Source organism: Corynebacterium durum (assembly GCF_030408675.1).
Lineage (GTDB): Bacteria > Actinomycetota > Actinomycetes > Mycobacteriales > Mycobacteriaceae > Corynebacterium > Corynebacterium durum.
This window is the reverse complement of the sequence record NZ_CP047200.1, coordinates 2,652,204-2,675,610: the sequence shown is the minus strand read 5'-3', so window position 1 is coordinate 2,675,610 and position 23,407 is coordinate 2,652,204. Positions and strand designations below refer to the sequence as shown.

General features: G+C 59.3%; 24 protein-coding genes. 11 read left to right on the top strand and 13 right to left on the bottom strand.

What is annotated here, in order from left to right:
• Window positions 1-413 precede the first annotated feature (413 nt).
• Window positions 414-1,073, bottom strand: a complete 660-nt coding sequence (locus CDUR_RS12405; RefSeq protein WP_179418445.1) for a DUF6474 family protein — start codon at window positions 1,071-1,073, stop codon at window positions 414-416.
• A gap of 125 nt (window positions 1,074-1,198) precedes the next feature.
• On the opposite strand from CDUR_RS12405, the gene CDUR_RS12400 reads away from it, so the two are divergent.
• Window positions 1,199-2,722, top strand: coding sequence for a TM0106 family RecB-like putative nuclease (locus tag CDUR_RS12400; protein WP_290207878.1), 1,524 nt, complete (start codon window positions 1,199-1,201; stop codon window positions 2,720-2,722).
• 52 nt (window positions 2,723-2,774) lie between these two features.
• On the opposite strand, the gene CDUR_RS12395 is transcribed toward CDUR_RS12400, so the two are convergent.
• Complete coding sequence (locus CDUR_RS12395; RefSeq protein ID WP_179418443.1) at window positions 2,775-3,377, bottom strand: superoxide dismutase; 603 nt, start codon at window positions 3,375-3,377, stop codon at window positions 2,775-2,777.
• 93 nt (window positions 3,378-3,470) lie between these two features.
• Between CDUR_RS12395 and msrA the strand changes: the two genes are divergently transcribed.
• The gene (msrA, locus tag CDUR_RS12390; RefSeq protein ID WP_179418442.1) at window positions 3,471-4,133 is read left to right on the top strand and encodes a peptide-methionine (S)-S-oxide reductase MsrA; all 663 of its coding nucleotides are present in this window, start codon (window positions 3,471-3,473) and stop codon (window positions 4,131-4,133) included.
• 13 nt (window positions 4,134-4,146) lie between these two features.
• Here the strand turns inward: msrA and CDUR_RS12385 are convergent, their stop codons facing one another.
• The 3 genes from CDUR_RS12385 to CDUR_RS12375 all read right to left on the bottom strand — a co-directional run bounded on the left by CDUR_RS12385 (window position 4,147) and on the right by CDUR_RS12375 (window position 6,219).
• A complete protein-coding gene (locus tag CDUR_RS12385) occupies window positions 4,147-4,683 on the bottom strand; it encodes an NADPH-dependent FMN reductase (RefSeq protein WP_179418441.1) in 537 nt (178 codons plus the stop codon).
• A 170-nt stretch (window positions 4,684-4,853) separates the two neighbouring features.
• Window positions 4,854-5,537 (bottom strand): HAD family hydrolase, encoded by a 684-nt coding sequence (locus tag CDUR_RS12380; RefSeq protein WP_179418440.1) that lies wholly within the window; start codon window positions 5,535-5,537, stop codon window positions 4,854-4,856.
• Window positions 5,479-6,219 (bottom strand): phosphatase PAP2 family protein, encoded by a 741-nt coding sequence (locus CDUR_RS12375; protein ID WP_179418439.1) that lies wholly within the window; start codon window positions 6,217-6,219, stop codon window positions 5,479-5,481. The genes CDUR_RS12380 and CDUR_RS12375 overlap by 59 nt, the downstream gene beginning before the upstream one ends.
• Window positions 6,220-6,556: 337 nt before the next feature.
• Here CDUR_RS12375 and CDUR_RS12370 point away from each other — a divergent pair, with 337 nt between their 5' ends.
• The 3 genes from CDUR_RS12370 to CDUR_RS12360 all read left to right on the top strand — a co-directional run bounded on the left by CDUR_RS12370 (window position 6,557) and on the right by CDUR_RS12360 (window position 9,322).
• Window positions 6,557-7,537, top strand: a complete 981-nt coding sequence (locus CDUR_RS12370) for an L-lactate dehydrogenase (RefSeq protein ID WP_006062201.1) — start codon at window positions 6,557-6,559, stop codon at window positions 7,535-7,537.
• 136 nt (window positions 7,538-7,673) lie between these two features.
• A complete protein-coding gene (locus CDUR_RS12365) occupies window positions 7,674-8,387 on the top strand; it encodes a glycerophosphodiester phosphodiesterase family protein (protein ID WP_006062202.1) in 714 nt (237 codons plus the stop codon).
• 20 nt (window positions 8,388-8,407) lie between these two features.
• Window positions 8,408-9,322, top strand: a complete 915-nt coding sequence (locus CDUR_RS12360) for a DUF5926 family protein (protein WP_006062203.1) — start codon at window positions 8,408-8,410, stop codon at window positions 9,320-9,322.
• On the opposite strand, the gene CDUR_RS12355 is transcribed toward CDUR_RS12360, so the two are convergent.
• From CDUR_RS12355 to CDUR_RS12340, 4 genes are read right to left on the bottom strand one after another with little or no spacing between them, the layout of a single operon-like run.
• A complete protein-coding gene (locus tag CDUR_RS12355) occupies window positions 9,319-9,531 on the bottom strand; it encodes a hypothetical protein (protein WP_179418438.1) in 213 nt (70 codons plus the stop codon). The genes CDUR_RS12360 and CDUR_RS12355 overlap by 4 nt on opposite strands.
• Window positions 9,532-9,587: 56 nt before the next feature.
• Window positions 9,588-10,835, bottom strand: a complete 1,248-nt coding sequence (locus CDUR_RS12350; protein WP_179418437.1) for an LCP family protein — start codon at window positions 10,833-10,835, stop codon at window positions 9,588-9,590.
• Window positions 10,836-10,856: 21 nt separating this feature from the next.
• Window positions 10,857-11,615 (bottom strand): CPBP family intramembrane glutamic endopeptidase, encoded by a 759-nt coding sequence (locus CDUR_RS12345; RefSeq protein WP_179418436.1) that lies wholly within the window; start codon window positions 11,613-11,615, stop codon window positions 10,857-10,859.
• A complete protein-coding gene (locus CDUR_RS12340) occupies window positions 11,612-12,868 on the bottom strand; it encodes an amidase (protein WP_233452953.1) in 1,257 nt (418 codons plus the stop codon). Before CDUR_RS12340 ends, CDUR_RS12345 begins: the two co-directional genes overlap by 4 nt.
• Window positions 12,869-12,900: 32 nt before the next feature.
• On the opposite strand from CDUR_RS12340, the gene pheA reads away from it, so the two are divergent.
• Together pheA and CDUR_RS12330 are read left to right on the top strand one after the other, a co-directional pair.
• Window positions 12,901-13,851 (top strand): prephenate dehydratase, encoded by a 951-nt coding sequence (pheA, locus tag CDUR_RS12335; RefSeq protein WP_179418435.1) that lies wholly within the window; start codon window positions 12,901-12,903, stop codon window positions 13,849-13,851.
• Window positions 13,848-14,507 (top strand): histidine phosphatase family protein, encoded by a 660-nt coding sequence (locus CDUR_RS12330; protein ID WP_006062209.1) that lies wholly within the window; start codon window positions 13,848-13,850, stop codon window positions 14,505-14,507. The genes pheA and CDUR_RS12330 overlap by 4 nt, the downstream gene beginning before the upstream one ends.
• Window positions 14,508-14,529: 22 nt before the next feature.
• On the opposite strand, the gene CDUR_RS12325 is transcribed toward CDUR_RS12330, so the two are convergent.
• From CDUR_RS12325 to CDUR_RS12315, 3 genes are all read right to left on the bottom strand, one after another.
• Window positions 14,530-14,877 carry a metallopeptidase family protein gene (locus CDUR_RS12325; RefSeq protein WP_006062210.1) on the bottom strand — a complete coding sequence of 116 codons (348 nt, stop codon included), beginning with the start codon at window positions 14,875-14,877 and terminating at the stop codon, window positions 14,530-14,532.
• A 24-nt stretch (window positions 14,878-14,901) separates the two neighbouring features.
• Complete coding sequence (locus CDUR_RS12320; protein WP_006062211.1) at window positions 14,902-15,915, bottom strand: septum formation family protein; 1,014 nt, start codon at window positions 15,913-15,915, stop codon at window positions 14,902-14,904.
• Window positions 15,916-15,982: 67 nt separating this feature from the next.
• Complete coding sequence (locus CDUR_RS12315; RefSeq protein ID WP_233452952.1) at window positions 15,983-16,825, bottom strand: GntR family transcriptional regulator; 843 nt, start codon at window positions 16,823-16,825, stop codon at window positions 15,983-15,985.
• Window positions 16,826-17,001: 176 nt separating this feature from the next.
• On the opposite strand from CDUR_RS12315, the gene serS reads away from it, so the two are divergent.
• From serS to CDUR_RS12300, 3 genes are read left to right on the top strand one after another with little or no spacing between them, the layout of a single operon-like run.
• Entirely contained in the window at window positions 17,002-18,267 is a 1,266-nt protein-coding gene (gene serS / locus CDUR_RS12310) for a serine--tRNA ligase (protein ID WP_179418434.1), read from the top strand.
• Window positions 18,260-19,120, top strand: a complete 861-nt coding sequence (locus CDUR_RS12305; protein ID WP_179418433.1) for a lysophospholipid acyltransferase family protein — start codon at window positions 18,260-18,262, stop codon at window positions 19,118-19,120. Before serS ends, CDUR_RS12305 begins: the two co-directional genes overlap by 8 nt.
• Entirely contained in the window at window positions 19,117-19,926 is an 810-nt protein-coding gene (locus tag CDUR_RS12300) for a Cof-type HAD-IIB family hydrolase (protein WP_006062216.1), read from the top strand. The genes CDUR_RS12305 and CDUR_RS12300 overlap by 4 nt, the downstream gene beginning before the upstream one ends.
• 62 nt (window positions 19,927-19,988) lie before the next feature.
• Here the strand turns inward: CDUR_RS12300 and CDUR_RS12295 are convergent, their stop codons facing one another.
• The gene (locus CDUR_RS12295) at window positions 19,989-21,854 is read right to left on the bottom strand and encodes an N-acetylmuramoyl-L-alanine amidase (RefSeq protein WP_179418432.1); all 1,866 of its coding nucleotides are present in this window, start codon (window positions 21,852-21,854) and stop codon (window positions 19,989-19,991) included.
• Window positions 21,855-22,191: 337 nt separating this feature from the next.
• On the opposite strand from CDUR_RS12295, the gene glf reads away from it, so the two are divergent.
• On the top strand, window positions 22,192-23,373 hold the full coding sequence (gene glf, locus CDUR_RS12290; RefSeq protein WP_179418431.1) for a UDP-galactopyranose mutase: 1,182 nt from the start codon (window positions 22,192-22,194) through the stop codon (window positions 23,371-23,373).
• The last annotated feature ends 34 nt before the right edge of the window (window positions 23,374-23,407 follow it).

Here is a 23,407-nt window from a genome sequence, read left to right as displayed (position 1 = left end):
GCTGCATCGAATGTTCAATTAAATACAATACTCGATTGTTTCATCATGAACAATTGAAAACCTTCCGACATGCCAGGAATATAGTTCGACAGGCGTCGGAGGTTTTGTTGATTTATAAAATTTTTATTAAAAATCCAGCTCAACTCCTTGATTTGAGGCTAGAAAGCCCACCGAAACCAAAAGGTGTATCTAACCTGCATGGTTGGTGAGGTTAAGAAAACTACCTTGCCTGACTGTCAAAACCGGTGTTGTACAGGGCGAAAAAAGAATCATCAATGGCATTGGGAACAACAAAAGCCTGGAGTTGCATAGGGGGTAACTCCAGGCTCATGGTCCGTCACAATAGTGAGGTGTGAGTGATGTTCGTAACAAAAATTATAAATTTTTAGAAAACATCCAGTTCAGCGTGCATCTCAGGCGCGCGCTAGACGCTCCTGAATCTGGCCAGTGAGGGCATCAATATCGGCCGTAATGCTTGCATGAGCGCGGCGACGCTGCTCTGGAGTCATATACTCCGCATTATCAACGGCATTACGTAACTGAGTGAGGCGTTCCTGCGCATCCTGCACAAATCCCGTGGCAAGGCCTGTGCCCTCCAATGATGACGAAACCCCCGCAATGCGTGAATGTAATGCCGCGCCATGGCCCGAAAATTGTGCCAAAGCGTCCGGGGTTACCCCCAAACGGCGTGCTTTAGCCGCCACTAGTTGAGCGCGGGCAAAGGTGACCCCGCGGTACAACAACGGCAGAGCAATTGGTGCAAGCATCCGTCCAGCGGCCGTATAACGCACAATATTCTGACGGTTGAACCGTCCAGCGCGCATCTTTGCCAATGATGCCTTAGCCATTCTGCGTTCGTGCCGACGTTTGGCCTTCAATCCACGCGAGTTCTGCTTATTCAGCGATTTTTCCTGCCGGGCAAGCAGCCGATCGCGGTTCTTATCAGCCCGCCTTTGTTGGCGCCCTACCTCTTTAGCCTGCGCTTTCGCAGATTTAATTTGTGCCTTGATGTGAGCCTTCGCTTCCGAACGCAGCCGCGCCCGGTGCTTGAGTAATGATGTCACAATACCCATAATCCAACCTCGCTTCGTCGAACAGCCGTTACCTGTCCCCATATTAGCTATGTACACCACTGGCGTTATGCTTTATTGCGGTCAAAGGAACAACCGAGTCCAGGGAACAATCCGTGGAGCACAGAGTGGAGTTACACAGAAAAGACGAGCAACTACAACCTACGGATCTTGTGGGATGTAGGTATCGCCTAGTGCAGCGACGCCGTCTGCCCGGAATCGCGCCCACCCCGGCTTCGCAGCAGCGCGCAGAGAGGACGGAGGAAGCTCGTCAGGATGTGTTTGCCCTGTTGCCTCGCGACGTCACCCGGGTTGATGCCCGACCTGAGCACGCCGAGGTGGACACCCTGGAAGGACTGGTGAACGAGGCGTCGATCATTACAGGCGCGGAACTCACGGGGCCCGGCTGGAGAGCCCCTATTGATGCCCTTGTTCGTCACTCCGACGGCACCTACACTCCCGTGGCGGTGAGTAACCACCGCGTGGCGCGCCCCCTGACTGAGGGGGCAAAGTCGGCATCGGCGCTGGTGGTGGACACACGGAACCTTGGGTTGGCCGAGCCGCGTGAGGCTAACTATAAGCTGCGTCACCACGCGGTGGACAGCTACCGGCTGGCGCTTGCTGCCCGCGCTTTAAACAATCTGGGGGTCGGCAGTGGGTTTGGGGCGGAAATCGGGCAGGACCGGGAACACGCGTTTCTTGTGCGCATTGCCGACATCATGCCCATTTTGGATAACGCCCTCGCGCAACCTACCCCCGATCACCCCCGTCGTGTGAAGGAATGCCGCTCCTGCCGCTACTGGTTCGATTGCTCAACCCAGCTTGAAGCCAACGACGATATTAGCCTGCTCATTCCTGGAGACCGCGCCGACCATTACCGCGAACGCGGCATCACAACAGTGCAGGAGCTTATCGACGCCCGCCTCGGCGATGCCTCCATCCTCGCTGCCGCATGGCGCGCCCACATCCCTGCCTTACGACGCCACCCCACCGTTACCGCCCCACGCTTCGACGAGGAAATAGACATTGACCTGGAAGCCTACCTAGACCAAGGCACATACCTATGGGGCACCTGGGATGGGCATACCTATCGGCCTTTTGTCACCTGGGATGGCCTCGGCGGCGATGCTGAGGCCCGGAACTTTGCCAGTTTCTGGACGTGGCTCATGGGTCGTCGCGCTGATGCTGCTCGTCACGGACGGAGCTTCGCCGCATTTTGTTATTCCGCCCACGGCGAAAACCACTGGATGCTGAGTTCCGCGCGGCGTTTTGGCGGGCAAAGCTACACGAATTCCGACGGCACCACGGTCACGGTACCCTCGGAAACCGAGGTGAAAGAATTTATTTCCTCAGGTCAATGGCTCGATGTATTTCGGTTGGTGCATAACCAACTTGCCGGACCGCGGGGTCTGGGGCTTAAAATCATCGCCCCACTGGCAGGATTCCACTGGGATGAGGCCGACCTTGACGGTGAGGCCAGTATTGAGGCGTACCGTGTCGCGGCGGGATTGGCTGCGGGGAGGGACGTCGATAAGCAGGAGATGCGGCGTCGACTGCTCAGCTACAACGGTGATGATTGTCGGGGCACGGCGGCGGTTCGGGCCTGGCTGGCGGCGGGCGCGCCGGGGACGCCCGAGATGAACGAGCTATAAGAAACCCCGCCGTGCACAGGTGATCGGCGGGGTGAGTGGTACGAGCCGTGAATTAGCTGGTAGCAGATGCGTAACGGGCAGCAACGTCGTCCCAGTTGAACACGTTCCACACGGCGTTGACGTAGTCGGCCTTCACGTTCTTGTACTGGAGGTAGAAGGCGTGCTCCCACATGTCCAGAAGCAGAAGCGGCGCGAGGTCAATGGACAGGTTGCCCTGCTGGTCCGTCATCTGCTCGATGACCAGGCGCTGACCGATCTTGTCGTAGGCCAGCACAGCCCAGCCGGAGCCTTGCAGGCCCAGAGCGGCGGCGTTGAAGTGTTCCTTGAACTTGTCAAAAGAACCGAAGTCGCGGTTGATGGCCTCAGCCAGCGCGCCGGTCGGCTCGCCACCGCCGTTGGGGGACAGGTTCTTCCAGAAAATGGAGTGGTTGGTGTGTCCGCCGAGGTTGAATGCTAGGTCCTTGGACAGCGCGGTGACGGCGGTGCCAATGTTGCCCTTCTCGCGTGCGTCCTGCAGCTTCTCCAGGGCTGCGTTGGCACCATTGACGTAGTTCTGGTGGTGCTTGGAGTGATGCAGCTCCATGATTTCCGCAGCGATGTGCGGTTCGAGGGCATCGTAGGAATAATCCAGCTCAGGAAGCTCGTAGACTGCCATTGCCTCGCCTTTCGTTTGGGTGTAAAGTCTTCGCACCATGATAAGCGAATAATTCATTTTCGCAACACACGCATACCGAAAAAGGGGACAACTATGGGATGGCTGTTCACGCCACAACCAACGATGGTGAGCAAAGAGGAGGCCCTTGTCGGCGGGCGGCACCCAGTCCTGGAACATCCCGAACACCACACCGTGTTGGGCACTCCTATCACTGGTCCATGGCGTGATGGGCAGCGCAGCGTGCTCATTGGTATCGGATGCTTCTGGGGTGCCGAAAAGATGTTGTGGCAGCTCGACGGCGTGGACTCCACGTCCGTGGGCTATGCCGGCGGGTTCACACCCAACCCCACCTACCGCGAAGTGTGCACCGGACGTACCGGACACACCGAGGTGGTGAACGTGGTGTACAACCCCGAGGTGATCAGCCTGGACAGCATCGTCACCACGGCCCTGGAAGCCCACGACCCCACCCAGGGTTACCGTCAAGGAAATGACGTAGGCACGCAGTATCGCTCTGCCTTTTATACGGTCGGGGATACTGCAGGTGACGACGCCGCGTTCATCCAGCAACGCCTCAATGATTACGCGCCCCGACTTGCCGAGCATGGCTTTGGCCCGATCACCACAGAGGTGATGCCTCTTGCTGACACCCCGGCGGGCGAGTACTACCTGGCGGAGGATTACCACCAGCAGTACCTAGACAAAAACCCCGGTGGGTACTGCCCCCATCATTCCACCGGGGTTGCTTGCGGCTAGCTCTGTACGTGGATTAGCCCTGTGCTTCGGTGAGCTGGGTGAGCATGGTTTCCAGGTCTGTCAGCGTCTGGACGGATTCTTTCACTGCGCCGTCTTCAACGTCGCTGCCCAGCGTGAGGGACACCTGTGCATCCATCGGGCGGGATCCGAGAATCTGCATGATGTCTCGCCAGTGCTTGATGGCACCCAGGCCGCCGTGGTACGAGTAGCCCACGAACCCAACAGGCTTGTTCTTCCATTCGGGCGCGATGTGGTCAATGGCGTTCTTGAACGCGCCAGGCACGGAACCGTTGTACTCGGGGGTGACAAAGATGAAAGCGTCGCAGTCGTCAATGGCTGCGCTGAATGCCTGTGCAGCAGCGTTATCGTATTCCTTGTTCAGCATGCTTGGTGGCGTAACGCCAGTGAAAAAGGGAAGATCAAAATCTGCGAGGTCTACAATCTGGGCGGTCACGCCCTCATGCTGTGCAGCGTGCTCGGCAACCCACGCGCCGATGCTGTCGCCAACGCGCCCCTCACGAATACTTCCAACAACAATACCAATTTTCATGTGTTCCTCCTGGGGAATTTTGATGACGTGTGTTCAAGTTACTGTGGTCGAACAATTTTTGCAATTGTGACCACCAATTTCACTATATCGACGGAAAAATTCGATAGTCTCATGAAGTGTAATGTGCCTGTGAACTGGTTTTTTGCCTTATGTTTGCGATAAAAAATGTTCTAAAAAGGCAACAAATCAAGCGAGGGGAGTGAGTACAAGTCATCCGAGCTGTGGCCCCGTACTAGATGAAACGCAGTTATGCCCACTGCGCGGGCACCTTCAACGTCATTGGGAAAAGAATCCCCGACCATGATGGTCTCGTGCGCGGTAATCCCCATGACTGCAAGTGCGCGTTCGTAGCACTCCGGGTTCGGCTTGGCGGCACCCAGGTCCGTGGAGGTCAACAGCTGCACTCCTGAAATATCAAGCCCGGTGCGCTTTAGTTTACGTTGTTGCAGTTCCGTGGCTCCGTTGGTCAGGATGCCTACCTGCAATCCGGCTTCGAGGGCACGTGTTAGCGCGGGCGCGGCATCGGGGAATGCGCGCCAGTGCTGCTCGTACAGGGTGAGGAAGTGAGCGAACAATGCGTCAGTCGCGGCGTCGTCAAGCGAAAAATCGCCCAGGAAGTCCCGCACGCGGTTGCGGCGTTGCTGCTGGTGGGTGCACTCGCCGCGTTCATAGGCGGAGAAATACTGCCGTTCAATGGCGAACCACCGGTCTGTCTGGTCGCCCGGCAACCCTAACTCACGGGCCCACGCGGTGGCTGCGTTGTGGGCGGCGCTGGTGTGGTCAATGAGGGTGTCATCAAGGTCGAAGAGGATTGCGCGAATACTTGTCGGGCGGGCTGCTGCTTTCACGATCATGGAGCCTACCCTGCCGAATATATGCTGTCGCCCGCTCCACAACTATCGACGCCGCGAGGCACAGCGAGCCTATACACCATCCGGCAAGGACATCGCTTAACCAATGGTGCGCCAGGAACACGCGCGAGATGCCCATGAGCAGTGCGTATGCGATGCCGCAGCCACTGATCAGCGTACGCAGCCCAGCCGAGCGAGTGTGCTGGCATAGGAGGTAGACCATGACCCCGGCGATCACCACAGCGTTGAGAGTGTGTCCGCTGGGGAAAGAAAAGGTGTGCTCGAAGGGCGGTACTGCGACCTCGTGAAGCGGTCGGATGCGTTCGAACGTGAGCTTGAGTAGGCGGGTCACTGTTGTGGATAGCGCGGTGGCTCCTGCCATCAGGAAAATGGGTGTGGCATCGCGCCATCGCCATGCCGTGTACAGAGCAAACGTCGTGGCTATTGGTGCTGACCAGGGGGTGCTTCCTAGGTTGGTGAACCAGGTGACCGCCATGCCGGTGCGTGGGCTGCGTGCGGCAAGGGCATGGTTCAGCGCCCAGTGATCCATGCGAATCACCCATGGACTATGAGTGCTGGCACCGTAAGTGATAGTGATGCTCGCGGCCAGCATGAGGATGGCTCCACCGATGATGGTGCCAATGGTGAGCAGCCTGCACCTGGGGGCCGACAAGGGGAAAAGCACAGGAAGCGATTTTAACTGGGAGTGAGCGGTAATGGTGGAAGGTTACCCGGGACTGTGTTAGCTAAGGCTTAGTGTGCGCGCGAGTATGCTCACCCCATCAAAGGTAATGTGACCCGTTAGACAGTGATATTAGACACAATCAATGTGGGATGGCGAACAGGGAAAATGAAGCCAAGGACATGTGCTGAGCGGCAATGATGAGGTGTTTATCACGTGTTTCGGCCGGAAAATCGGACATATCCAGTAGAAAAACAAAAACAAACGGGCATACTAGTCAGTAAAACTCACGGAAATATTGCACGCTGGACAACGCTCTGGCAGGGAGAAGGCAAAGACCATGAAGGTTAGTGTCGGAAATAAGGTTGTGCTCATCGGTGCCGGGGATGTTGGACTGGCCTACTCATACGCACTGATCAACCAGGGGGTGTGTGACCACCTGGCCATCATCGACATCGACGAAAAGAAGCTTGAAGGCAACGTCATGGACCTCAACCATGGTGTCGTCTGGGCTCCCTCCCGCACCAAGGTCACCAAAGGCACCTACGAAGACTGCGCTGATGCCGCACTCGTGGTCATCTGCGCAGGCGCAGCCCAAAAACCCGGCGAAACCCGCCTGCAGCTGGTGGACAAGAACATGCACATCATGAAGTCCATCGTGGACCAGGTGATGGCCAGCGGTTTCGATGGCATTTTCCTTGTTGCCTCCAACCCCGTGGATATCCTTTCCTACGCCGTGTGGAAGTACTCGGGTCTGCCCGCTCACCGCATCATCGGCTCCGGCACCGTCCTTGACTCCGCTCGCTTCCGCTACATGATGGGCGAACTCTACGAAGTGGCCCCCACCTCCGTCCACGCTTACATCATCGGCGAGCACGGCGACACGGAACTCCCGGTCCTATCTAGCGCCACCATCGCTGGTGTGTCCATGCGCAAGAAGCTGGAGAAGGATCCCGAGCTGGAAAGCCGCCTAGAAAAAGTCTTTGAAGAAACCCGCGATGCCGCCTACACCATTATCGACGCCAAGGGCTCAACCTCCTATGGCATCGGCATGGGTCTTGCCCGCATCACCCGTGCGGTGCTGCAAAACCAGGACGTTGCGCTGCCGGTGTGCTGTCTGCTGCGCGGCGAATACGGCGAAGAGAACATCTTCATTGGCACCCCCGCCGTTATCCACCGCAAGGGTGTACGGCGCGCCATTGAGCTGGAAATCACCGAGCACGAAATGGATCGCTTTAAGAAGTCGGTGAAGACCCTCCGCGAGATCCAAGAAAACTTCTTCCCCGCTGAGGAGAACCCCGCCCCGGCCGCAGACGAGTGATCTAAGCAGGTGCGAGACCTGGAAGAGAAGGGTTTCGGCGGAACACGGTGACTATCCCTCACTACGTTCCGCTGGAACCCTTCACCTATGCTGCAGGCGTCATGCGGGTACGACGGTGTGGTCTAGACTGGCAGCCATGCAGACTATGCACACCCTGCAGATCATTGCTCATCGAGGCGCAAGTTTCGACTATCCAGAAAACACGGAACTTTCTTTCCTCGCCGCTGTGGAGCAGAAAGCCGACGGCGTTGAATGTGATGTACGCCTAACCAGCTGCGGGACGATGGTCTGCATCCACGATCCACGCATTGACCGCGTGTCCGACGGAACGGGTCTGGTGTCAGCCATGACCTACGAACAGCTGACACACTACAACTTCGGCACCGCAGACTTTCCGCAGCGGCCCCTGGCCTACGACCGTCTTCTGGAAATCATGGAGGCGTACCCCGATAAGCACCTTTTTATTGAGGCAAAACATTTTTCACGGTTCGGGCGCATCGTGGAGGAGCAACTGGTGCTGCGGCTGCGCTACTTCGGCATGTTGAACCGGCCGACGGTACACGTCATTTCCTTCTCACCCTTGGCCATGCAACGCATGCGATCCATCGCCCCGAATATAGATCGAATTTTCCTACAAAGCCCACGTGGCAAGCCGTTTAAGCGGTGGGGGATGCCTGGGGACGTCGGGGCGTCGATAACCGAGGCGAAGAACAATCCAAGACTGCTTCCAGCGAGCTACATGTGGACCGTTGACGAACCCGACGATATGCGCTGGGCCCGCAGGCATGGCGTGCGCTACATGGCCACGAACCGACCGTCCTTGGCGCGGCAGGTGCTGGGGCGCGAGTAGAGTCCGGTATCTTTTACACCATGGCTAAAAAGAAGAAAAACAGGGAAGAACTGCCGGAGGGGATGAGTCGCCGCCAGGCGAAGCTGGCCGCGCGCGCCGCCGAACGCGCAGCTAACGAACGCGACCCGCGCCCTTACGCTGGGCTCGCGGCCGAAGCGGAACTCGTTGCACTGCAGGAATTCGTTCCGTCCGCCGTTGCACAGCTGACAGTCACTGGTTTCGATCAGCCTGTCAACCTCTGCACCGTGCTGCCCGGCGCGGTCGCTGCGCTGGTGCGTGAAGACAACCTGGGGGGCGACCGCTACGTTGCACTGCAGGTTCAGAGCCGTTCGCAAAACCCCGGACGCGACCTCGCTTACGCGTTGAACTGGTTGAAAAATGCCTCTGCCGGTGAGAGCCTTGCCTCCACTGCTGCTGACGGCAACCAGCCGGAACTGTCGTCGCTTATCGACGCCGCGACCACCATCAAACCCGTTGCGCACCAGGATTTCAGCTGGTGGCTGCCGGAAGGCGCGGTGGTGGATGAGAACACCGAGCGTTCCCTCCAGGCCGCCAACAACTCCATCATGCCGTCCTATCCCGTCGCCGCTGATGTTGAGGGTGCTGTCTGGTGGATTGACGCCGGGGATAAAGCACACATCCGGTGGGTACGCAGCGACGACGAAGAACCTTTGCTGCGCGCCCTTGCCCGCATCGGCGCGGCCGGGGAGTTGAACCTTGGCGAAGACACCAAGTTCGCTGGTGTTTTCCGCACGCATGGCATTGCCGTGCCTGTGTTTGATCTCGACCCCACAGTTGCTCCAGAGGAATACAAGGCCGCGCTGGAGGCCCTGGAGAAGAAGATTGTTGCTGAGATGGGCAACGATGCGGAACTCACCTCCGACGAGCGCCGCAACCTGGATAACATCAAATCTCGCCAGGTGACCATCCGCTAGCGCTGCTGTTCCCATCGTGGGTGGCGGTACATTTTTCTGGCCACAAAGAAGGCGGGAATCAGCCCTACCGCTGTGAACAGCAGTAACTCAATCGGGCCGATGTTTGCCTGTAAGGGCAGGATCAGCAGAAGCGGCACGATAGTGCTGAATGCGATCCAGGCGATGAAGAACGTCACAAGGGTAGCGAACCAGCGGATATAGCCTTTCATGGTCTAAGCCTACGTACCCTGCGTGAGGTACCCCAGGGGTGGGGTTCGGGAGGGGCCTAACGCAGGGAGGCAAACAGCTGCTCTGCGGCAGGCTCGTCCCACAGCACCACGCTGCCGACATCGTAGTCGCCGAAGCCACCAACGGGGACGGTTTCGGTGTTCACGCCGCTGCGCATCGCCCATGCGACCCGCGCGAGGTGCCACACGTGATCACTTTTATTCACGGTAAAGGATCCCGTGGTGCTGTTGATGAGGGGAACCAGGCGGAAGGGGTTGGCCAAGGTGCTGGGGCTACTGGCCTTGTCCATCAGCGTGGAGAAGAACTGGCGTTGACGTTCCACACGATCCAGATCGCCCATAGCGGTGGCGCGGGTGCGCACATAGCCCAAGGCGGTGGGGCCGCTCATGTCCTGGCAGCCTTCCTGCAAGTCAATATTGGCCAGCGGATCATTGATGGGTTCCTTGACACACATATTTACGCCACCCACGGCGTCCACCATGTTGGAAAATCCGCCGAATCCGATCTCGGCGTAGTGGTCAATCCTCAAACCGGTAGCATCCTGCACCGTTTCTGCCAGTAATTTCGGGCCGCCGATGGAAAAAGCGGAATTGATCTTGTCCTGCCCGTGGCCTGGGATGCTCACATAGGAATCGCGGGGAATAGACAGCAACGTGGCCTTACCACTGTTGGGGATGTGCAACAGCATGATCGTGTCGGTGCGGCCAGCGCCAATATCGCCGCCCGTGCCGAGGGTATTAATCTGATCCTCCGTCAGGCCCTGGCGGGAATCCGAGCCGACCAGCAGCCAGTTGGTGCCAGCAGTGTTGGCAGCTTTGGTGTCCGGCAGGGCGTCGATACGATTCAGCTTGGAATCCGCCCACAAGGTGCCCACCACAACCAGGGTCAACACCGTGATGAGCACGAGGCTGAAACACCCACACCCCGGGCGGAATCTGCGACGTGGTCTGCGCTGCTTCGGCGGCCGAGGGGGCTGCTGGGGTGGAACCTGTGGTGGCTGGCCCGCGTACTGCACCGGTGGTTGGTAGTTCACCTGGCCAACCTGGCCGGGAACCTGCTGGGGTGCGCTTTGCTGCGGCGGAATGTACTGCGTCGGGCGGTCCAGCTGCCTGGTGGGTTCCACAGAAGGCGGGGGTGCACTGTTGCGGCTTGGGCGTGGCGGGCGTTGGGCTCCGCGCTGGTTTCCGGAGGATTGCGCAGAGCGACGCCGCACCGGACGGCCAAAGCGGTCAAGGATAGGATTGCCGTGGCTGTCTGAGAGGTAGTCGTCTCCACGCGAATTCATGGAACTAAGAATAGTCGGCTTTCACTCCTGTCTCAGAAATCCCATGAGAGACTCGCCGAAGGCGGCATAGCCGACGAACGCCACCGCATCAATGAGGAAATGTGCGATGACCAGCGGCCATATTTTGTTAGTGCGCTGGTAAAACCAGGCAAACACCACCCCCATGATGATGTTGCCCACTCCTGCGCTGAAGCCCTGGTACAGGTGATAGCTTCCACGCAGGAAGGACGACAGAGCCACCGCCTTCCAAGGCACGAGGTCGAGCTGCTTCAACCGCGTGAGTAGCCATAGCACCACCACGGTCTCCTCCGCGAAGGCGTTGGCAAAGGACCAAACGAGCAGGACGGGGGCCTCCCACCAGGCGTCAAGAGTGGAGGGAACAACGTTTTTTGTGAAACCAAGCTGGAGCGCGCCCAGGTAAAACAGCAGCCCAGGCAGGCCGATGAGTGCGGCCAGGCCAGCCCCAGAACCAAGGTTGCCCAGGCGTGGTTTCGGCAGTGCGACCTTGTCCGGGTTGAGCAGGTACAGCACCAGCAACCCCCACCCACACAAGACGGCAGCAGAACACAGCTGCAGGGCCAGGTCCAGCCATGGTGAGTCAGCTTGGGAAGCGTTGAGGGTTGCGGTCTGCTGGTTCAGCGGAGTGGAGGAGAGCGCGGCGTCAATAAGCCGCAGCAGGGACCGCACACCAGACATGCCAAAAGTAATCAGCAGCACCACCAGAAGTTCGCGGTAGATGCGGGCGCGCGGCGGAGAGGGAGCGGCGGGGTGATCCGTCATTGTTCCAGGTCCTCTGCCAGACCGAACAGGTCGGCGGGAGTGCAACGAATGCCCCCAAGGTGCACGCTCGGTTGCCAACCGGTGTGCGTATTGGCGGTGCCAAAAGGAATGCTGAGCGCGGCGCCACCGGTCATGTTGAACAGGGTTGCCCACGGCGTCCAGCGTGTTTGGGCCTCAAAATCCTCGGCCGGGGGCAGCGCGGAGAAAAACCCCTGGGCGGGAGGATCGAACGCAAGAGTGGGGGTGAGCAGCACATCGATATCCCAGGCAGCCCGTACCACCGGGCCAACTTTATGAAAACGCCGCACAGCATCAGTACGCTGCGCCGCCGACAACAACATGCCCCGCGAGCGGAGCCAATCAACGAGGGGGCTGGCGGGGCTGTCGATACGCCGGGCCATGCCGCACAGCACATCCTGAAACGCAGAAAACAGCTCGGGACCGTAGGCGGGGCGGATCTCCACCACCGAATGGCCCAGGTCGGACAGCTTATCCGCCGCCGTGTGGACTGCCGCCACCACATGCGGGGCCACAGATTCCGGGCCACCATCTCCATGCAGCGGTTCCACCAACACCCCCACGCGCAGGGCACGATGACAGGGAGTGATGTTGTGCAGGAACGCGGTGTCGGCAAGCGTGGGCACCAGAAAACCCTGTACCGTCAGCTTCGCCCCGTGCGACAGATGCGGAGGCTTAAACCCCACCAGGCCAGTCGAAGCGGCGGGAATGCGAATGGACCCACCCCCATCCGATGCGTGCGCCACCCGCACCACACCCCGGGCCACCGCCGCGGCCGCGCCACCCGATGACCCGCCCGGCGTGTGACCAGGCAGACGCGGATTGTCCACAGCGGGCATGCCCACAGGTTCCGTGTAGGCGCTCATGCCCAGCTCAGGCGTCTGAGTCTTACCCGGAATCAGCGCCCCCTGATTCAGCAGCACCTCGGGAAACGGGTCAGTCGCATCCGGGATCTCGCGCCGGGACACCGACCCATACGAGACCGGCATGCCCACAACAGGGCTTAAATCTTTCACGGGAATGGGAATGCCCCAGAGTTTTCGCCGCTTGTCGCGGGGAATGGTATCCAGCTGTTCCACCTGCGCCAGCGCAAAATCCAGGTCAATGTGCGCAAATCCGTGCTCGGCGGGGGTGAGGCCGGACAGCGCGGAATCGATCTCCGCCACCAGGTCACGGGGGTGCACCTCACCTGAGTGCAGCAGACGGGCCAGCTGGGGAAGCGGAAGCTCAAGCATGATTTGACCCTAGCAGCGACTAAGATAGCAGCATGACAGTGACCGTCGCCTACCTTGGCCCCGCAGGTACCTTCACCGAAGCCGCACTCTGGAAATTCCGCGAACAGACCCTGCCCGATGTGACGGTGCAGCCGCTGCCGGTGGACAGTCCAGCGATGGCACTCGACGCTGTGCGCAGCGGCGATGCAGATTATGCGTGCGTGGCCATTGAAAACTCCGTGGATGGCCCCGTCACCCCCACCTTTGATGCGCTGGCCGCTGCACCTGGGGTGCAGATCTACGGTGAAACGGACATCGACATCACGTTCGCCATCATGATGCGCCCCGGGTTTGATTCAGCGACTATCCGCACCTTCTCCACACACCCGGTGGCCCGTCAGCAGGTGGCCGACTGGGTTGCAGACAACCTGCCCGAGGTCGACTTCATCCCCGCATCCTCCAACGCTGCTGCCGCGCAAGCCGTCGCTGAGGGGCGTGTCGACGCCGCCGCCGCACCCGAACGCGCCGCTGACCTGTTCAACCTGGAGGTCGTGGCGCGCGATATTGCCGACGTTCGCGGTGCCCACACGCGATTCGTCCTGGTGGGGCGATCCGGGGTGCCCTGCCCCCGCACTGGCGATGACCGTACCTCCGTGGTGTTCAATCTTCCCCAAAGACCAGGGACGTTAGTGGGGGCACTCACCGAATTTGCGTTGCGCGGGGTGGACCTTTCCCGCATTGAATCTCGTCCCACTCGCACAAACATTGGCACCTACCGCTTTCACGTGGACCTCAACGGGCACATTGACGACGCCCCGGTGGCCGAGGCTATCAGCGCCCTCTACCTGCGGTGCGACGACCTCACCTACCTCGGATCCTGGCCTGCGGCCCGGCGCGAGGGGGAACAGGTTAGGAACAATACTGTCGCCCGTATCGCCGAGGCTCATGCCTGGGTGGAGCGTATGCGGCGTGGTGACATCCCCGAAAGGAGAAACCCCGAATGACACTACGACTCGTGCTGATGAGGCACGGCCAGACCCACAGCAACCTGCGACGCGTCATCGATACCCGCCCGCCCGGCGCGGACCTGACAGAAAAAGGGCAGCAGCAAGCCCTGAGCGCTGGCGCAGAGCTGGCCGAGATGTGTGGGCCGCGCATCAGCGAGGCGTACTGTTCCGTCGCTGTGCGCACGCAGCAGACAGCGGAACGTGTGGTGGGGGCGTACGAGGGGATTCTGGGGTTGCAACCGGGTGATGTTCCCATTGCTGTAACTGAGGGCATCCACGAAATTGATTTGGGGGAGTTGGAGGGGAGGGACGACCATGCCGCCTACGAGGCGTATATGGAGAATCTGGCGGCGTGGCTGCGCTCGGATGCCTCTGCCCAGGCTGAGGGTGGGGAGACGTATCTGCAGCTCCTTGACCGGTATGTGCCGGTTCTTGATGCCCTCATCGCCGATCATGAGGGGCGGGACACTGACTTACTGGTGGTCAGTCACGGCGGGGCGATCCGCACGGTGGCGGCGCATGCTGCAAGTGTGGACCCGCAGGTGGCGCTTGACGCCTACATTGCTAACTGCCAGTTTGTGGTTTTGGAACCTGGTGGCAAACCATTTGGGCAGTGGGCGGTGCGGTACTGGGCTGGGCACGACGTGCGCTAAACGTTGAGCTGCCGTCGTCGCATTATCCCCAGCCGAGGCGATGGAGGTCGGCGTCGTCAAGCCCGAAATGGTGGCCGACCTCGTGAATCACCGTCACCGCCACCTGGTGAACAAGTTCCTCCTCCGAGTTGCAGTGGTCCTCCAGCGCGTTCTTGTAGATCGTGATGGTGTCCGGCAGGTGGCCCGTATGGTTGGCGGTTTTGCGGGTGAGCGCAACCCCTTCATACAACCCCAGGATGTGGGGTGATCGCTCGTTGTACTCACCAATGAGAATCACCACATTGGTGAGATGTCGCAGGAACTCGTCGGGGATGCGGTCAAGCCCCTGCTCCACGAGTTCTTCGAAACGCTCGTCGCTGACTTCGATCATGAGAACCCAACATAGTCTTTGTTGCTACCGCGGGTTGGCCGCAGGTGTGCGTAGCGGATTGCGGCTTGGCTGTGGTGGCGGCGGTGCCCCATCGATGGTGAACTGACCTTTTGCACTGCCCTTCAGGGCGGAGAACTTGCCATCGCGGTTGGCCTTGAACAGGGCGCAGTTGACCGTGTGGGTTCCACCGATCCAAGAGTTTGTGGTGACGGTAGTCCAGAAGGGCGACAACGTGGAGTTGTAGAGAGCATCGTCGCCACCGATGTACTCCAATGCGGCGTTGGTACACACGGTCTTCAGGTGCTGGTCCTGGTCCTCAGTGCTGGGGGTGCCTTGGGGGAACACGTTCTGCAAATCGACCACAGAGGTCACCTCATAGGAGTGGTCTTCCTCGCAGGGGACGATGTGCGTGCGGTTTTCAGCGTCCACGGCAACACACTGCCCTGCCTGGGCGATACGTGCCTGGTCTTGGTCCGTGGCCTTTCCGCTGATCAGTGCTGCCTGGCCTTTATCATTGGTCACCTGAACGCCGCAGAGCATGGTGCGGTCGCCGGCAGCCCACGAGGCCGGAGGGGGCAGAATCGGCGCGATCGTGTACCGGCCGGAGGGATCGTAGCGCCCTTGCAGGTATTCGACAGTGGGGGCTGTGCACAGTTCTTCACGCAGCTGGGCCTGGCGCTCCAGGTCGGGTGCTTCCGCCTTGGGGCCAAATTCCGAGGAGGGGTAGGTGGCCAGGTTTTCGCGTGCGGAGATTTCAAAGCGGTGGTCCGTGGCGCAGTCGGTTTGACTGAAGTGGGACACGTTTCCATCGTCGCCAATGTCCCACGTGAGGCAATCACCGACGTTTGCAGTGGTGAACGGTGGAACGTCGGAGTTTGGGGAGTTTGCAGAACTGGAGGAGGATCCGTTTCCTCCGCCGCCCGAATTGGCTTGCGACCTGACAAACTCGTAGGCACCGACCGCGCAGGCCGCTGACAAGGCCACAATGAGTATGGCGCGCACGATATTGGCAGATCGCCAAGATTTTTGCTTATTCATCAGCTACTATCATGCCCTGAACGATGAAGAATCGCATCTTAGCTTATGTGCGCTTTTGGTGGGGCTGTTATGGGCGAGGCTGAGCCTTTGACACGTGGGTTTTCAGGGCGTAGCGGTCAGTTCGGTAGAGCGAGGAACACCATTCCACAGGACGGCCTTCAGAAAAGGACTGCCGAACGATGCGCAGGAGCGGTGCACCAGTCGGGACGTCGAGAAGCACGGATGTTTCCTCGTCGGCGCATATGGCGGTGGCGGTTTGGTCGGCATCGGTGACAGGCACTTTGTAATGCTTGTCAAGGATGGAATACACCGAGTTGTATACGTCGTTTTCCAGCAGGTCAGGCGCGTAGCTGCCGTTGTACCAGCCGTCGTCAATGGCGTAGGGGCGGTTATCACCCAGCCGCAAACGGCGCAGATGCGTGTGCATCACACCCGGTTCGGCGTTAAAGAACGCCGCCACTTCTTCTGGGGCCATGGCGCGGGCTGCCTGCAGAATCTTGCTGGATGCCTGCAGGTGTTGAGCTGACATTTCAGACGAAAATGAGGCCAAATGCAGACGGGACACCAGGGGGTTGGGTGCCACGAATGTTCCCTTGCCACGGGCGCGCTTCAGCTTTCCTGACGCGACTAAATCTCCAATCGCACGACGCACAGTGATGCGGCTAACGCCATAGGTTTCCTCTAATACGCGTTCACCTGGGAGCATGTCTCCAGGGGAAAGCTCTGTTGCGCAGATTTCTTCCAGGATTTCCCGAAGTTGAGCGTGTTTTGGTTTCGGTCCGTCTTTGAGCAGACGAGACGTGAGCTGCGTTTCGGCCGCCGCAGTAGTGGACGCCACGGCGGTGGGCGTTGTGGTTGGGGTTATTGTCGGTACAGGGTCAGGCGCAGGGAAATTCGCTGAAGTGACCATGCTTATATCATAACGCTACTGGTCATAACCAGGCGAGGTTTAGTGTATGATATACCCCCTTATTGCTGCACCTATTGAGGTGCTTGTTGCGACACCGGTTGTGTACTCAGCTACCGCATGTCACGACCAGGTAAACACGGCACAGCGACTCGGGTGCGCATTGTAGGCTAGTGGACATGATTGATCTGAAGTTTCTCCGCGAAAACCCGGACGTTGTACGCGCGTCTCAGACAACCCGCGGCGAAGATCCCGAGCTGGTGGACCAGCTGATTGCCGCCGACGAAGCCCGACGTGAGTCCATTGCTGCCGCCGACGCGCTTCGGGCAGAGCAGAAAGCTTTTGGGAAGAAAATAGGCCAGGCCGCCCCCGAAGACCGGCCAGCACTATTAGAAGGGTCCAACCAGCTTAAAGCCAAGGTCAAAGAAGCCGATGCCGCGCAGAAAGCCGCCGAGGCGGAGGTTGGACGACTCCAACTACTGATCAGCAACGTTGTGGACGGCGCGCCCGCAGGCGGCGAAGACGACTTTATTGTGCTAGAGCACGTGGGGGAGCCCACTACGTTTGATTTCGAGCCGAAAGACCACCTTGAACTGGGCGAAAGCCTGGGATTGATCGACATGGAACGAGGAACCAAGGTCAGCGGGTCGAGGTTCTACTTCCTCACCGGTCATGGTGCCATGCTGCAGCTTGCCATGTTGACGCTCGCGGCGCAGAAAGCCATGGCTGCCGGATTCCAGCTCACCACCACCCCGGTGCTGGTGCGCCCCGAGGTGATGCAGGGAACGGGCTTCCTGGGTGCCCATGCCGACGAAGTGTATTACCTGCCAGCCGACGATTTATACCTGGTAGGCACCTCCGAGGTCGCGCTCGCAGGTTACCACCAGGGGGAGATCATCGACCTGTCGGCGGGTCCGAAACGCTACGCCGGGTGGTCCTCTTGCTTCCGCAGGGAGGCTGGTTCCTACGGCAAAGACACCCGCGGCATCATCCGCGTCCACCAGTTCGACAAGGTAGAAATGTTCAGCTGGTGCAAACCCGAGGACGCCGCCGCCGAACATCAGAAACTCCTAGATATGGAACGCGATATGCTGGCGGCGATTGAGGTGCCCTACCGGATTATCGACGTCGCGGGCGGCGACCTGGGCTCCTCCGCCGCACGCAAATTTGATACTGAAGCGTGGGTACCCACCCAAAACACCTACCGCGAGCTCACCTCCACCTCTAATTGCACCACCTATCAGGCGCGTCGCTTGCAGGTGCGCTACCGCGATGAGAATGGCCGCCCGCAGGTGTGCGCCACCCTGAACGGTACCCTGGCTACCACTCGCTGGCTTGTGGCCATCCTGGAAAACCACCAACAGGCTGACGGCTCCGTGCGGGTGCCAAAGGCACTGCAACCCTTTGTTGGCCGCGAGATTCTTGAACCGGTGAACAATGCCTGATCATCCTGACCAGCACTATCACCGCCAGGGGATTTTTCGGGTTGACCCACGCGAAGCGCAGGAACTCAGCGCCCTACCGAAACACCCCACTGAGGGCACAGAGTTCTTCTACCGGAATGTGGTGCGTACCCTCAAAGGAGTCATGTGGGCGCAGGGCATGCGCATTGTGGTCGAAGGCGCGGAAAATTTTCCCCAGACAGGCGGCGCTCTGATCGCCTGCAACCACACCGGCTACTACGATTTCATTTTCGCCGGAATCGCCGCTGAGCTGCGCGGCCACCGCCTGGTGCGGTTCATGTCGAAGAAAGAGATTTTCGACGTCCCGGTGGTGGGCGCCATGATGCGCGCCATGAAGCACATTCCGGTGGATCGATCAGCCGGGCGTGGCGCATTCGATGAGGCTGTGCGGCGGTTGGACCAAGGCCAGCTTGTGGGTATTTTTCCAGAGGCCACCATTTCCCGCAGTTTTGAACTCAAGGAATTTAAAAACGGCGCGGTTCGTATTGCTGATAGCGCTGGGGTGCCGTTGATCCCCATGGCGATTTGGGGGTCTCAACGCGTCTGGACCAAAGACCACCCCCGCAATCTCGGGCGCTCCAACACGCCCATCGTCATTGTCGTGGGCACCCCGGTTGATCCTGCTGGCGAACCGGATGAGGCCACCGAGCGTCTGCGCGATGCCATGGCTGAGCTGCTGACACGCGCGCAAAGCATCTACGAACGCGACTTTGGACCTATCGAAAAAGGCCAGTATTGGATGCCCGCCCGCCTCGGTGGCACCGCCCCCACACTAGAACGCGCGCAAGAAATCGAGCAGGAAGAAAAAGCCCGTAGGCAGGCGAAAAAGAAATGACGTTGACGGGGCTGCGCACCGCACCACCACGGCTTGTGGCCACAGACCTGGATGGGACTTTTCTTGACGATGCCGAGCGCGTCCCCCTCCGCCTCCGGCGCGCCGTCACGCGTCTCGACGCCGCTGGGGTGCAGCTGGTGCTCGCAACCGGCCGTCCTGCTCGCTGGGTTCTGCCTGTCGTGGAACAACTCACTGTCCGCCCCCTGTGCCTCTGTGGAAACGGGGCGGTGCTGTTCGACTCGTCCACCAGCCGTATTGTGGATATCCGCACCATCGACTCCCAGACTCAGCACTTTGTGGTCATGGTTGCCCGGGCGGCGCTGGGCGAGGTGGGCACTGCGGTGGAGCGACCCGACAATTTTGTGGTCTCTGATGAGTTCGTGCATGCGTGGTCGTCCATTGAGCACGCCGTGCAGGGGGAGGACGTGGTGCTCAGCCAACCAGCCGTGAAACTGCTGCTACGCAATCACACATTGAGCAGCCGAGAGATGTACGACATTGTGCGGCCCCACATTCCAGAGGAACGCGCGCACATCACCTTCTCCATTGATGAAGGTCTCCTCGAAGTCGGCCCCCCAGGCGTAAATAAAGCCGAGGGAGTGGCTCGGGTGGCCGAACAACTGGAGGTTCAGCGCGAGGACGTCCTGTGTTTTGGTGACATGCCCAACGATAGCGAAATGCTCAGCTGGGCAGGCATTGGAGTGGCCATGGGAAACGCCAGGCCAGAGGTTAAAGCCGTGGCCGACTACGTCACCGCCACCAACAACGACTGCGGCGTGGCTGATGTGCTGGAGTACTGGTTTTAGACGCACAGAATGTGGGGCCTTTCCAGGGAGTGAAAGGCCCCACAGGTCTCTAAGTAAGACTGTTACTCTTCGGTGTGTACCACCGGAGCTGAGTTTTCTGCCTCGTTGGCGTGGATCTGAGTTTCCTGAGTTTCCGCATTGTGGGTGATGTAACCACCCTGGAAGTCCACGCGGGCGAGGCCGCCTTCTTGGTATTCCTCATTGAGGGGCAAACCAAGCGGGCCTGCGTCGAAGCCCTGTTCAGCCCAGGCATCGCCGATGGCTCCCCACAGTGCGTGGGTTCCGGCCTCGGGGGAGGAGACGATCACGCCATTGTCGTAGGGGGCAACGGTCACGTCGCTGTTCTTTTCGCTGATGGGACGTACCTGCTGTGCGGGTCCTCGGGAGTTGCCCAGGATGGGGGCCAGCGTGGACGCGAGCTTCAGGATCTTGTCCAATGTTGCGTTGCCGCCGGTGAGCTTGGTCATGCCGTTCAGGATGCTGGGGATGTCACCTAGCTTGATTCCACCCAGCACCTGGGAGTTTCCATTGCTGCTCAGCTGCGAGTTTCCGCCCTTAGCCAGGAAAGCCGACACAGCGAATGCTGCCAAGCTGCCCAGATTTGCGGTTTGCCCACCCTGCGAGGAGGAGTTCACCAAGGACTGCAGGGCGTTGGACTGGGATTTTCCGGCACCGTCATTAGACTTGCCGTTGTTGTTGGAGGCGTTGTGGTTGCTGGGTTGCGAGCCGCCCGTGCTGTTGATCGAGTGATACTTGTTGCTCGCGATGTTGCGAATCTCGTCCATACGGTCGTACACGTTCTGGCCGGGGCAGGCGGTGTCACCAACGTCGCGGTGAGCGAAAATGTTCGGCAGCGTGACTTCCTGACCGTAGGCGAAACGGGTGTAGGGGGTGCCTTCGGAGTAGTGGACATCCGAACCCTTCGGGTCGAAATCGCCAACCTTGGCGCGCCAACCAGCGAGGTTACCAGCGGCGTCGATCATGGCCTGCGTTGCCGGGGCTTCGTCGTAGTTGCCCAGGAAGGAAATGGCCCAGGTGTTGGAGTTGAAACCGCCCGCGTGGACGCCCTGAACTGGCTTGTTCAAGCCGCCAGAGTGGCCTTCATAGATGTTGCCGTATTTGTCCACCAGGGAGTGGTATCCCACGTCGCACCAACCCAGTGTTTGCGCATGGTACTGGTAGATGCCGCGAACGATGCCAGCAGCCTCGGCTTCCGTGTAGTTGTTTGAGCCTGCTGTGTGGTGAATGGTGATGGCATTGGTTTCGTCGTCGTAGTCCGGTTCGGCGCAGCGGATCGATTCGTCAGCTCCCCATTCGCTGCGGGAAATCACGCGGGGCATCCCGGTTGCGTCGGTGGAGTCGGCGGCGAGGGCGATTTTGCCTTCGTCAGCTTTGCCGTCAATGAATACGGCCTTGATGCTGGCGGGATCGACTTCGGGAGCCGGGGCGTCGCCAAGCAAATCGACGCCGGAGGTGGAGACCTGAATTTTCTTGGTGGGTTCCACAAACACGAGTTCGGTGCCGCTGCGAGGCTGGTGATCGGTGGCGTCAATGGGGTCGGCGTTGTACCAATCGCTCCAGGAGCCGTCGTCTTTCTGGGCGCGGACGAAAGCGGCGACGTCCTTTTTGCCTTCCCAGGACAGGGCGAACATGGAGAATTCCTCGTCGCGGCTGAATTCCTTCACCGTGCGGGGGCCGCCGGCCTGGCCTTGGGTGGCGATGGCAGCATCGTCGACAACAACGTTGTTGCCTTCCTTGAGTGTTTCCGTATTCAGCGACGCAGTGATGGGGCCGGTGCCCTCTTCCTGGGTGTTGAGGATGTGGCCGCCTTGCACGCCAATGATGGCAGAGGCCAACAGCACAGCTGTGAACACAATGGCCATTGTTGGCCTACGAGACGCGGCGTTCAGCCTGCGACGTTGTAACACGATAGTTCTCCCTGAAACGTGAATCTTAAGAAACTGAAGTAAACAGATGTTTACCATAGTTCATTTCTGAGACAGATGATAGCAGTGTGACAAATGTGAATAGCGATGGCGCGCCACATCGGGGGTGGGGCTGCGGGGCAATGTTGGCGGCTGCGCAGGGAAGGTATGAGCATCGGTACTGGCTGCGGCTTTGGTATGACGAGTCTCAGAAATGTAATTTTCAGCCCCTGAAAGAGACGCAAATCACTGCATCGTTTATGTAGTTAATTTTTTAACAGCAGCCACGCGCCACCCGCGCGACCCAAGGCACCCCGCCACGCTTGGTAGTGTCAACTACATGGAACAAAAGGACGCGAAGACAGGCACCTACGACCTCATTGTTGTGGGTTCTGGGCTGTTCGGGCTAACAGTGGCAGAACGCGCGGCAAGCCAGTTGGGAAAGAACGTGCTCATTGTGGAGCGACGCCCCCACCTCGGCGGCAACGCATATTCCGAGGCTGAGCCGGAGACGGGGATTGAGGTGCACAAATATGGCGCGCATCTTTTCCACACATCCAACAAACGCGTGTGGGATTACGTCAATCAGTTCACGGATTTCACGGGCTACCAGCATCGCGTGTTTGCCATGCACAACGGCACCGCCTACCAATTCCCCATGGGGCTGGGCCTGATTAACCAGTTCTTTGGCAAGTACTATTCCCCGGAGGATGCGAAGAAACTGATCCAGGAACAGGCGGCGGAAATTAATTCCGAGGATGCGACAAACCTGGAAGAGAAGGCGATTTCGCTGATCGGCAGGCCCCTCTACGAGGCGTTTATCAGGGATTACACCGCAAAGCAGTGGCAAACCGATCCGAAGGAACTGCCTGCAGGAAACATCACCCGCCTGCCGGTGCGCTACACCTTTGATAACCGCTACTTCAACGACACCTATGAGGGGTTGCCGGTTGATGGATACGCAGCCTGGCTGAACAACATGGCGGATCACGAACTCATTGAGGTTCGCCTGAATACCGACTGGTTTGAGGTGCGCGACCAAATCCGCGCGGACAACCCAGATGCACCCGTGGTGTACACCGGGCCGCTGGACCGCTACTTCAACTATGAGGAAGGCACGCTCGGTTGGCGCACCCTTGATTTTGAGACTGAGGTGCTGGATATTCCCGATTTCCAGGGCACCTCGGTGATGAACTATAACGATGCGGAATTCCCCTATACCCGTATTCATGAGTTCCGGCATTTTCACCCCGAGCGCGCGGACGTGTACCCGAAGGACAAGACGGTGATTATGAAGGAATACAGCCGTTTCGCCGAGGGGGATGACGAGCCGTACTACCCGATCAACACTCCCGATGATCGCGAGATGCTGCTGAAATACCGCGAGCGTGCCGATAAGGAAACCACAGATCACAAAGTATTTTTCGGTGGCCGTTTGGGGACGTACCAGTATTTGGATATGCATATGGCTATTGCGTCGGCCCTGAATATGTTCGACAACAAGTTAGCGGACATTCTGTAGTAGGTCGATTGTGATGCTGCTCAAATCGCTGGGG

Coding starts and splice junctions, on each gene's coding strand:
- CDUR_RS12370 (WP_006062201.1), top strand. CDS start 6,557: ATGAAGGTTAGTGTCGGAAATAAGGTTGTGCTCATCGGTGCCGGGGAT.
- CDUR_RS12340 (WP_233452953.1), bottom strand. CDS start 12,868: ATGCTTGAGCTTCCGCTTCCCCAGCTGGCCCGTCTGCTGCACTCAGGT.
- pheA (WP_179418435.1), top strand. CDS start 12,901: ATGACAGTGACCGTCGCCTACCTTGGCCCCGCAGGTACCTTCACCGAA.
- CDUR_RS12305 (WP_179418433.1), top strand. CDS start 18,260: ATGCCTGATCATCCTGACCAGCACTATCACCGCCAGGGGATTTTTCGG.
- CDUR_RS12300 (WP_006062216.1), top strand. CDS start 19,117: ATGACGTTGACGGGGCTGCGCACCGCACCACCACGGCTTGTGGCCACA.
- CDUR_RS12350 (WP_179418437.1), bottom strand. CDS start 10,835: ATGAATTCGCGTGGAGACGACTACCTCTCAGACAGCCACGGCAATCCT.
- serS (WP_179418434.1), top strand. CDS start 17,002: ATGATTGATCTGAAGTTTCTCCGCGAAAACCCGGACGTTGTACGCGCG.
- CDUR_RS12380 (WP_179418440.1), bottom strand. CDS start 5,537: ATGATCGTGAAAGCAGCAGCCCGCCCGACAAGTATTCGCGCAATCCTC.
- CDUR_RS12315 (WP_233452952.1), bottom strand. CDS start 16,825: ATGGTCACTTCAGCGAATTTCCCTGCGCCTGACCCTGTACCGACAATA.
- CDUR_RS12320 (WP_006062211.1), bottom strand. CDS start 15,915: ATGAATAAGCAAAAATCTTGGCGATCTGCCAATATCGTGCGCGCCATA.
- CDUR_RS12385 (WP_179418441.1), bottom strand. CDS start 4,683: ATGAAAATTGGTATTGTTGTTGGAAGTATTCGTGAGGGGCGCGTTGGC.
- CDUR_RS12360 (WP_006062203.1), top strand. CDS start 8,408: ATGGCTAAAAAGAAGAAAAACAGGGAAGAACTGCCGGAGGGGATGAGT.
- CDUR_RS12355 (WP_179418438.1), bottom strand. CDS start 9,531: ATGAAAGGCTATATCCGCTGGTTCGCTACCCTTGTGACGTTCTTCATC.
- glf (WP_179418431.1), top strand. CDS start 22,192: ATGGAACAAAAGGACGCGAAGACAGGCACCTACGACCTCATTGTTGTG.
- msrA (WP_179418442.1), top strand. CDS start 3,471: ATGGGATGGCTGTTCACGCCACAACCAACGATGGTGAGCAAAGAGGAG.
- CDUR_RS12365 (WP_006062202.1), top strand. CDS start 7,674: ATGCAGACTATGCACACCCTGCAGATCATTGCTCATCGAGGCGCAAGT.
- CDUR_RS12345 (WP_179418436.1), bottom strand. CDS start 11,615: ATGACGGATCACCCCGCCGCTCCCTCTCCGCCGCGCGCCCGCATCTAC.
- CDUR_RS12330 (WP_006062209.1), top strand. CDS start 13,848: ATGACACTACGACTCGTGCTGATGAGGCACGGCCAGACCCACAGCAAC.
- CDUR_RS12325 (WP_006062210.1), bottom strand. CDS start 14,877: ATGATCGAAGTCAGCGACGAGCGTTTCGAAGAACTCGTGGAGCAGGGG.
- CDUR_RS12395 (WP_179418443.1), bottom strand. CDS start 3,377: ATGGCAGTCTACGAGCTTCCTGAGCTGGATTATTCCTACGATGCCCTC.
- CDUR_RS12405 (WP_179418445.1), bottom strand. CDS start 1,073: ATGGGTATTGTGACATCATTACTCAAGCACCGGGCGCGGCTGCGTTCG.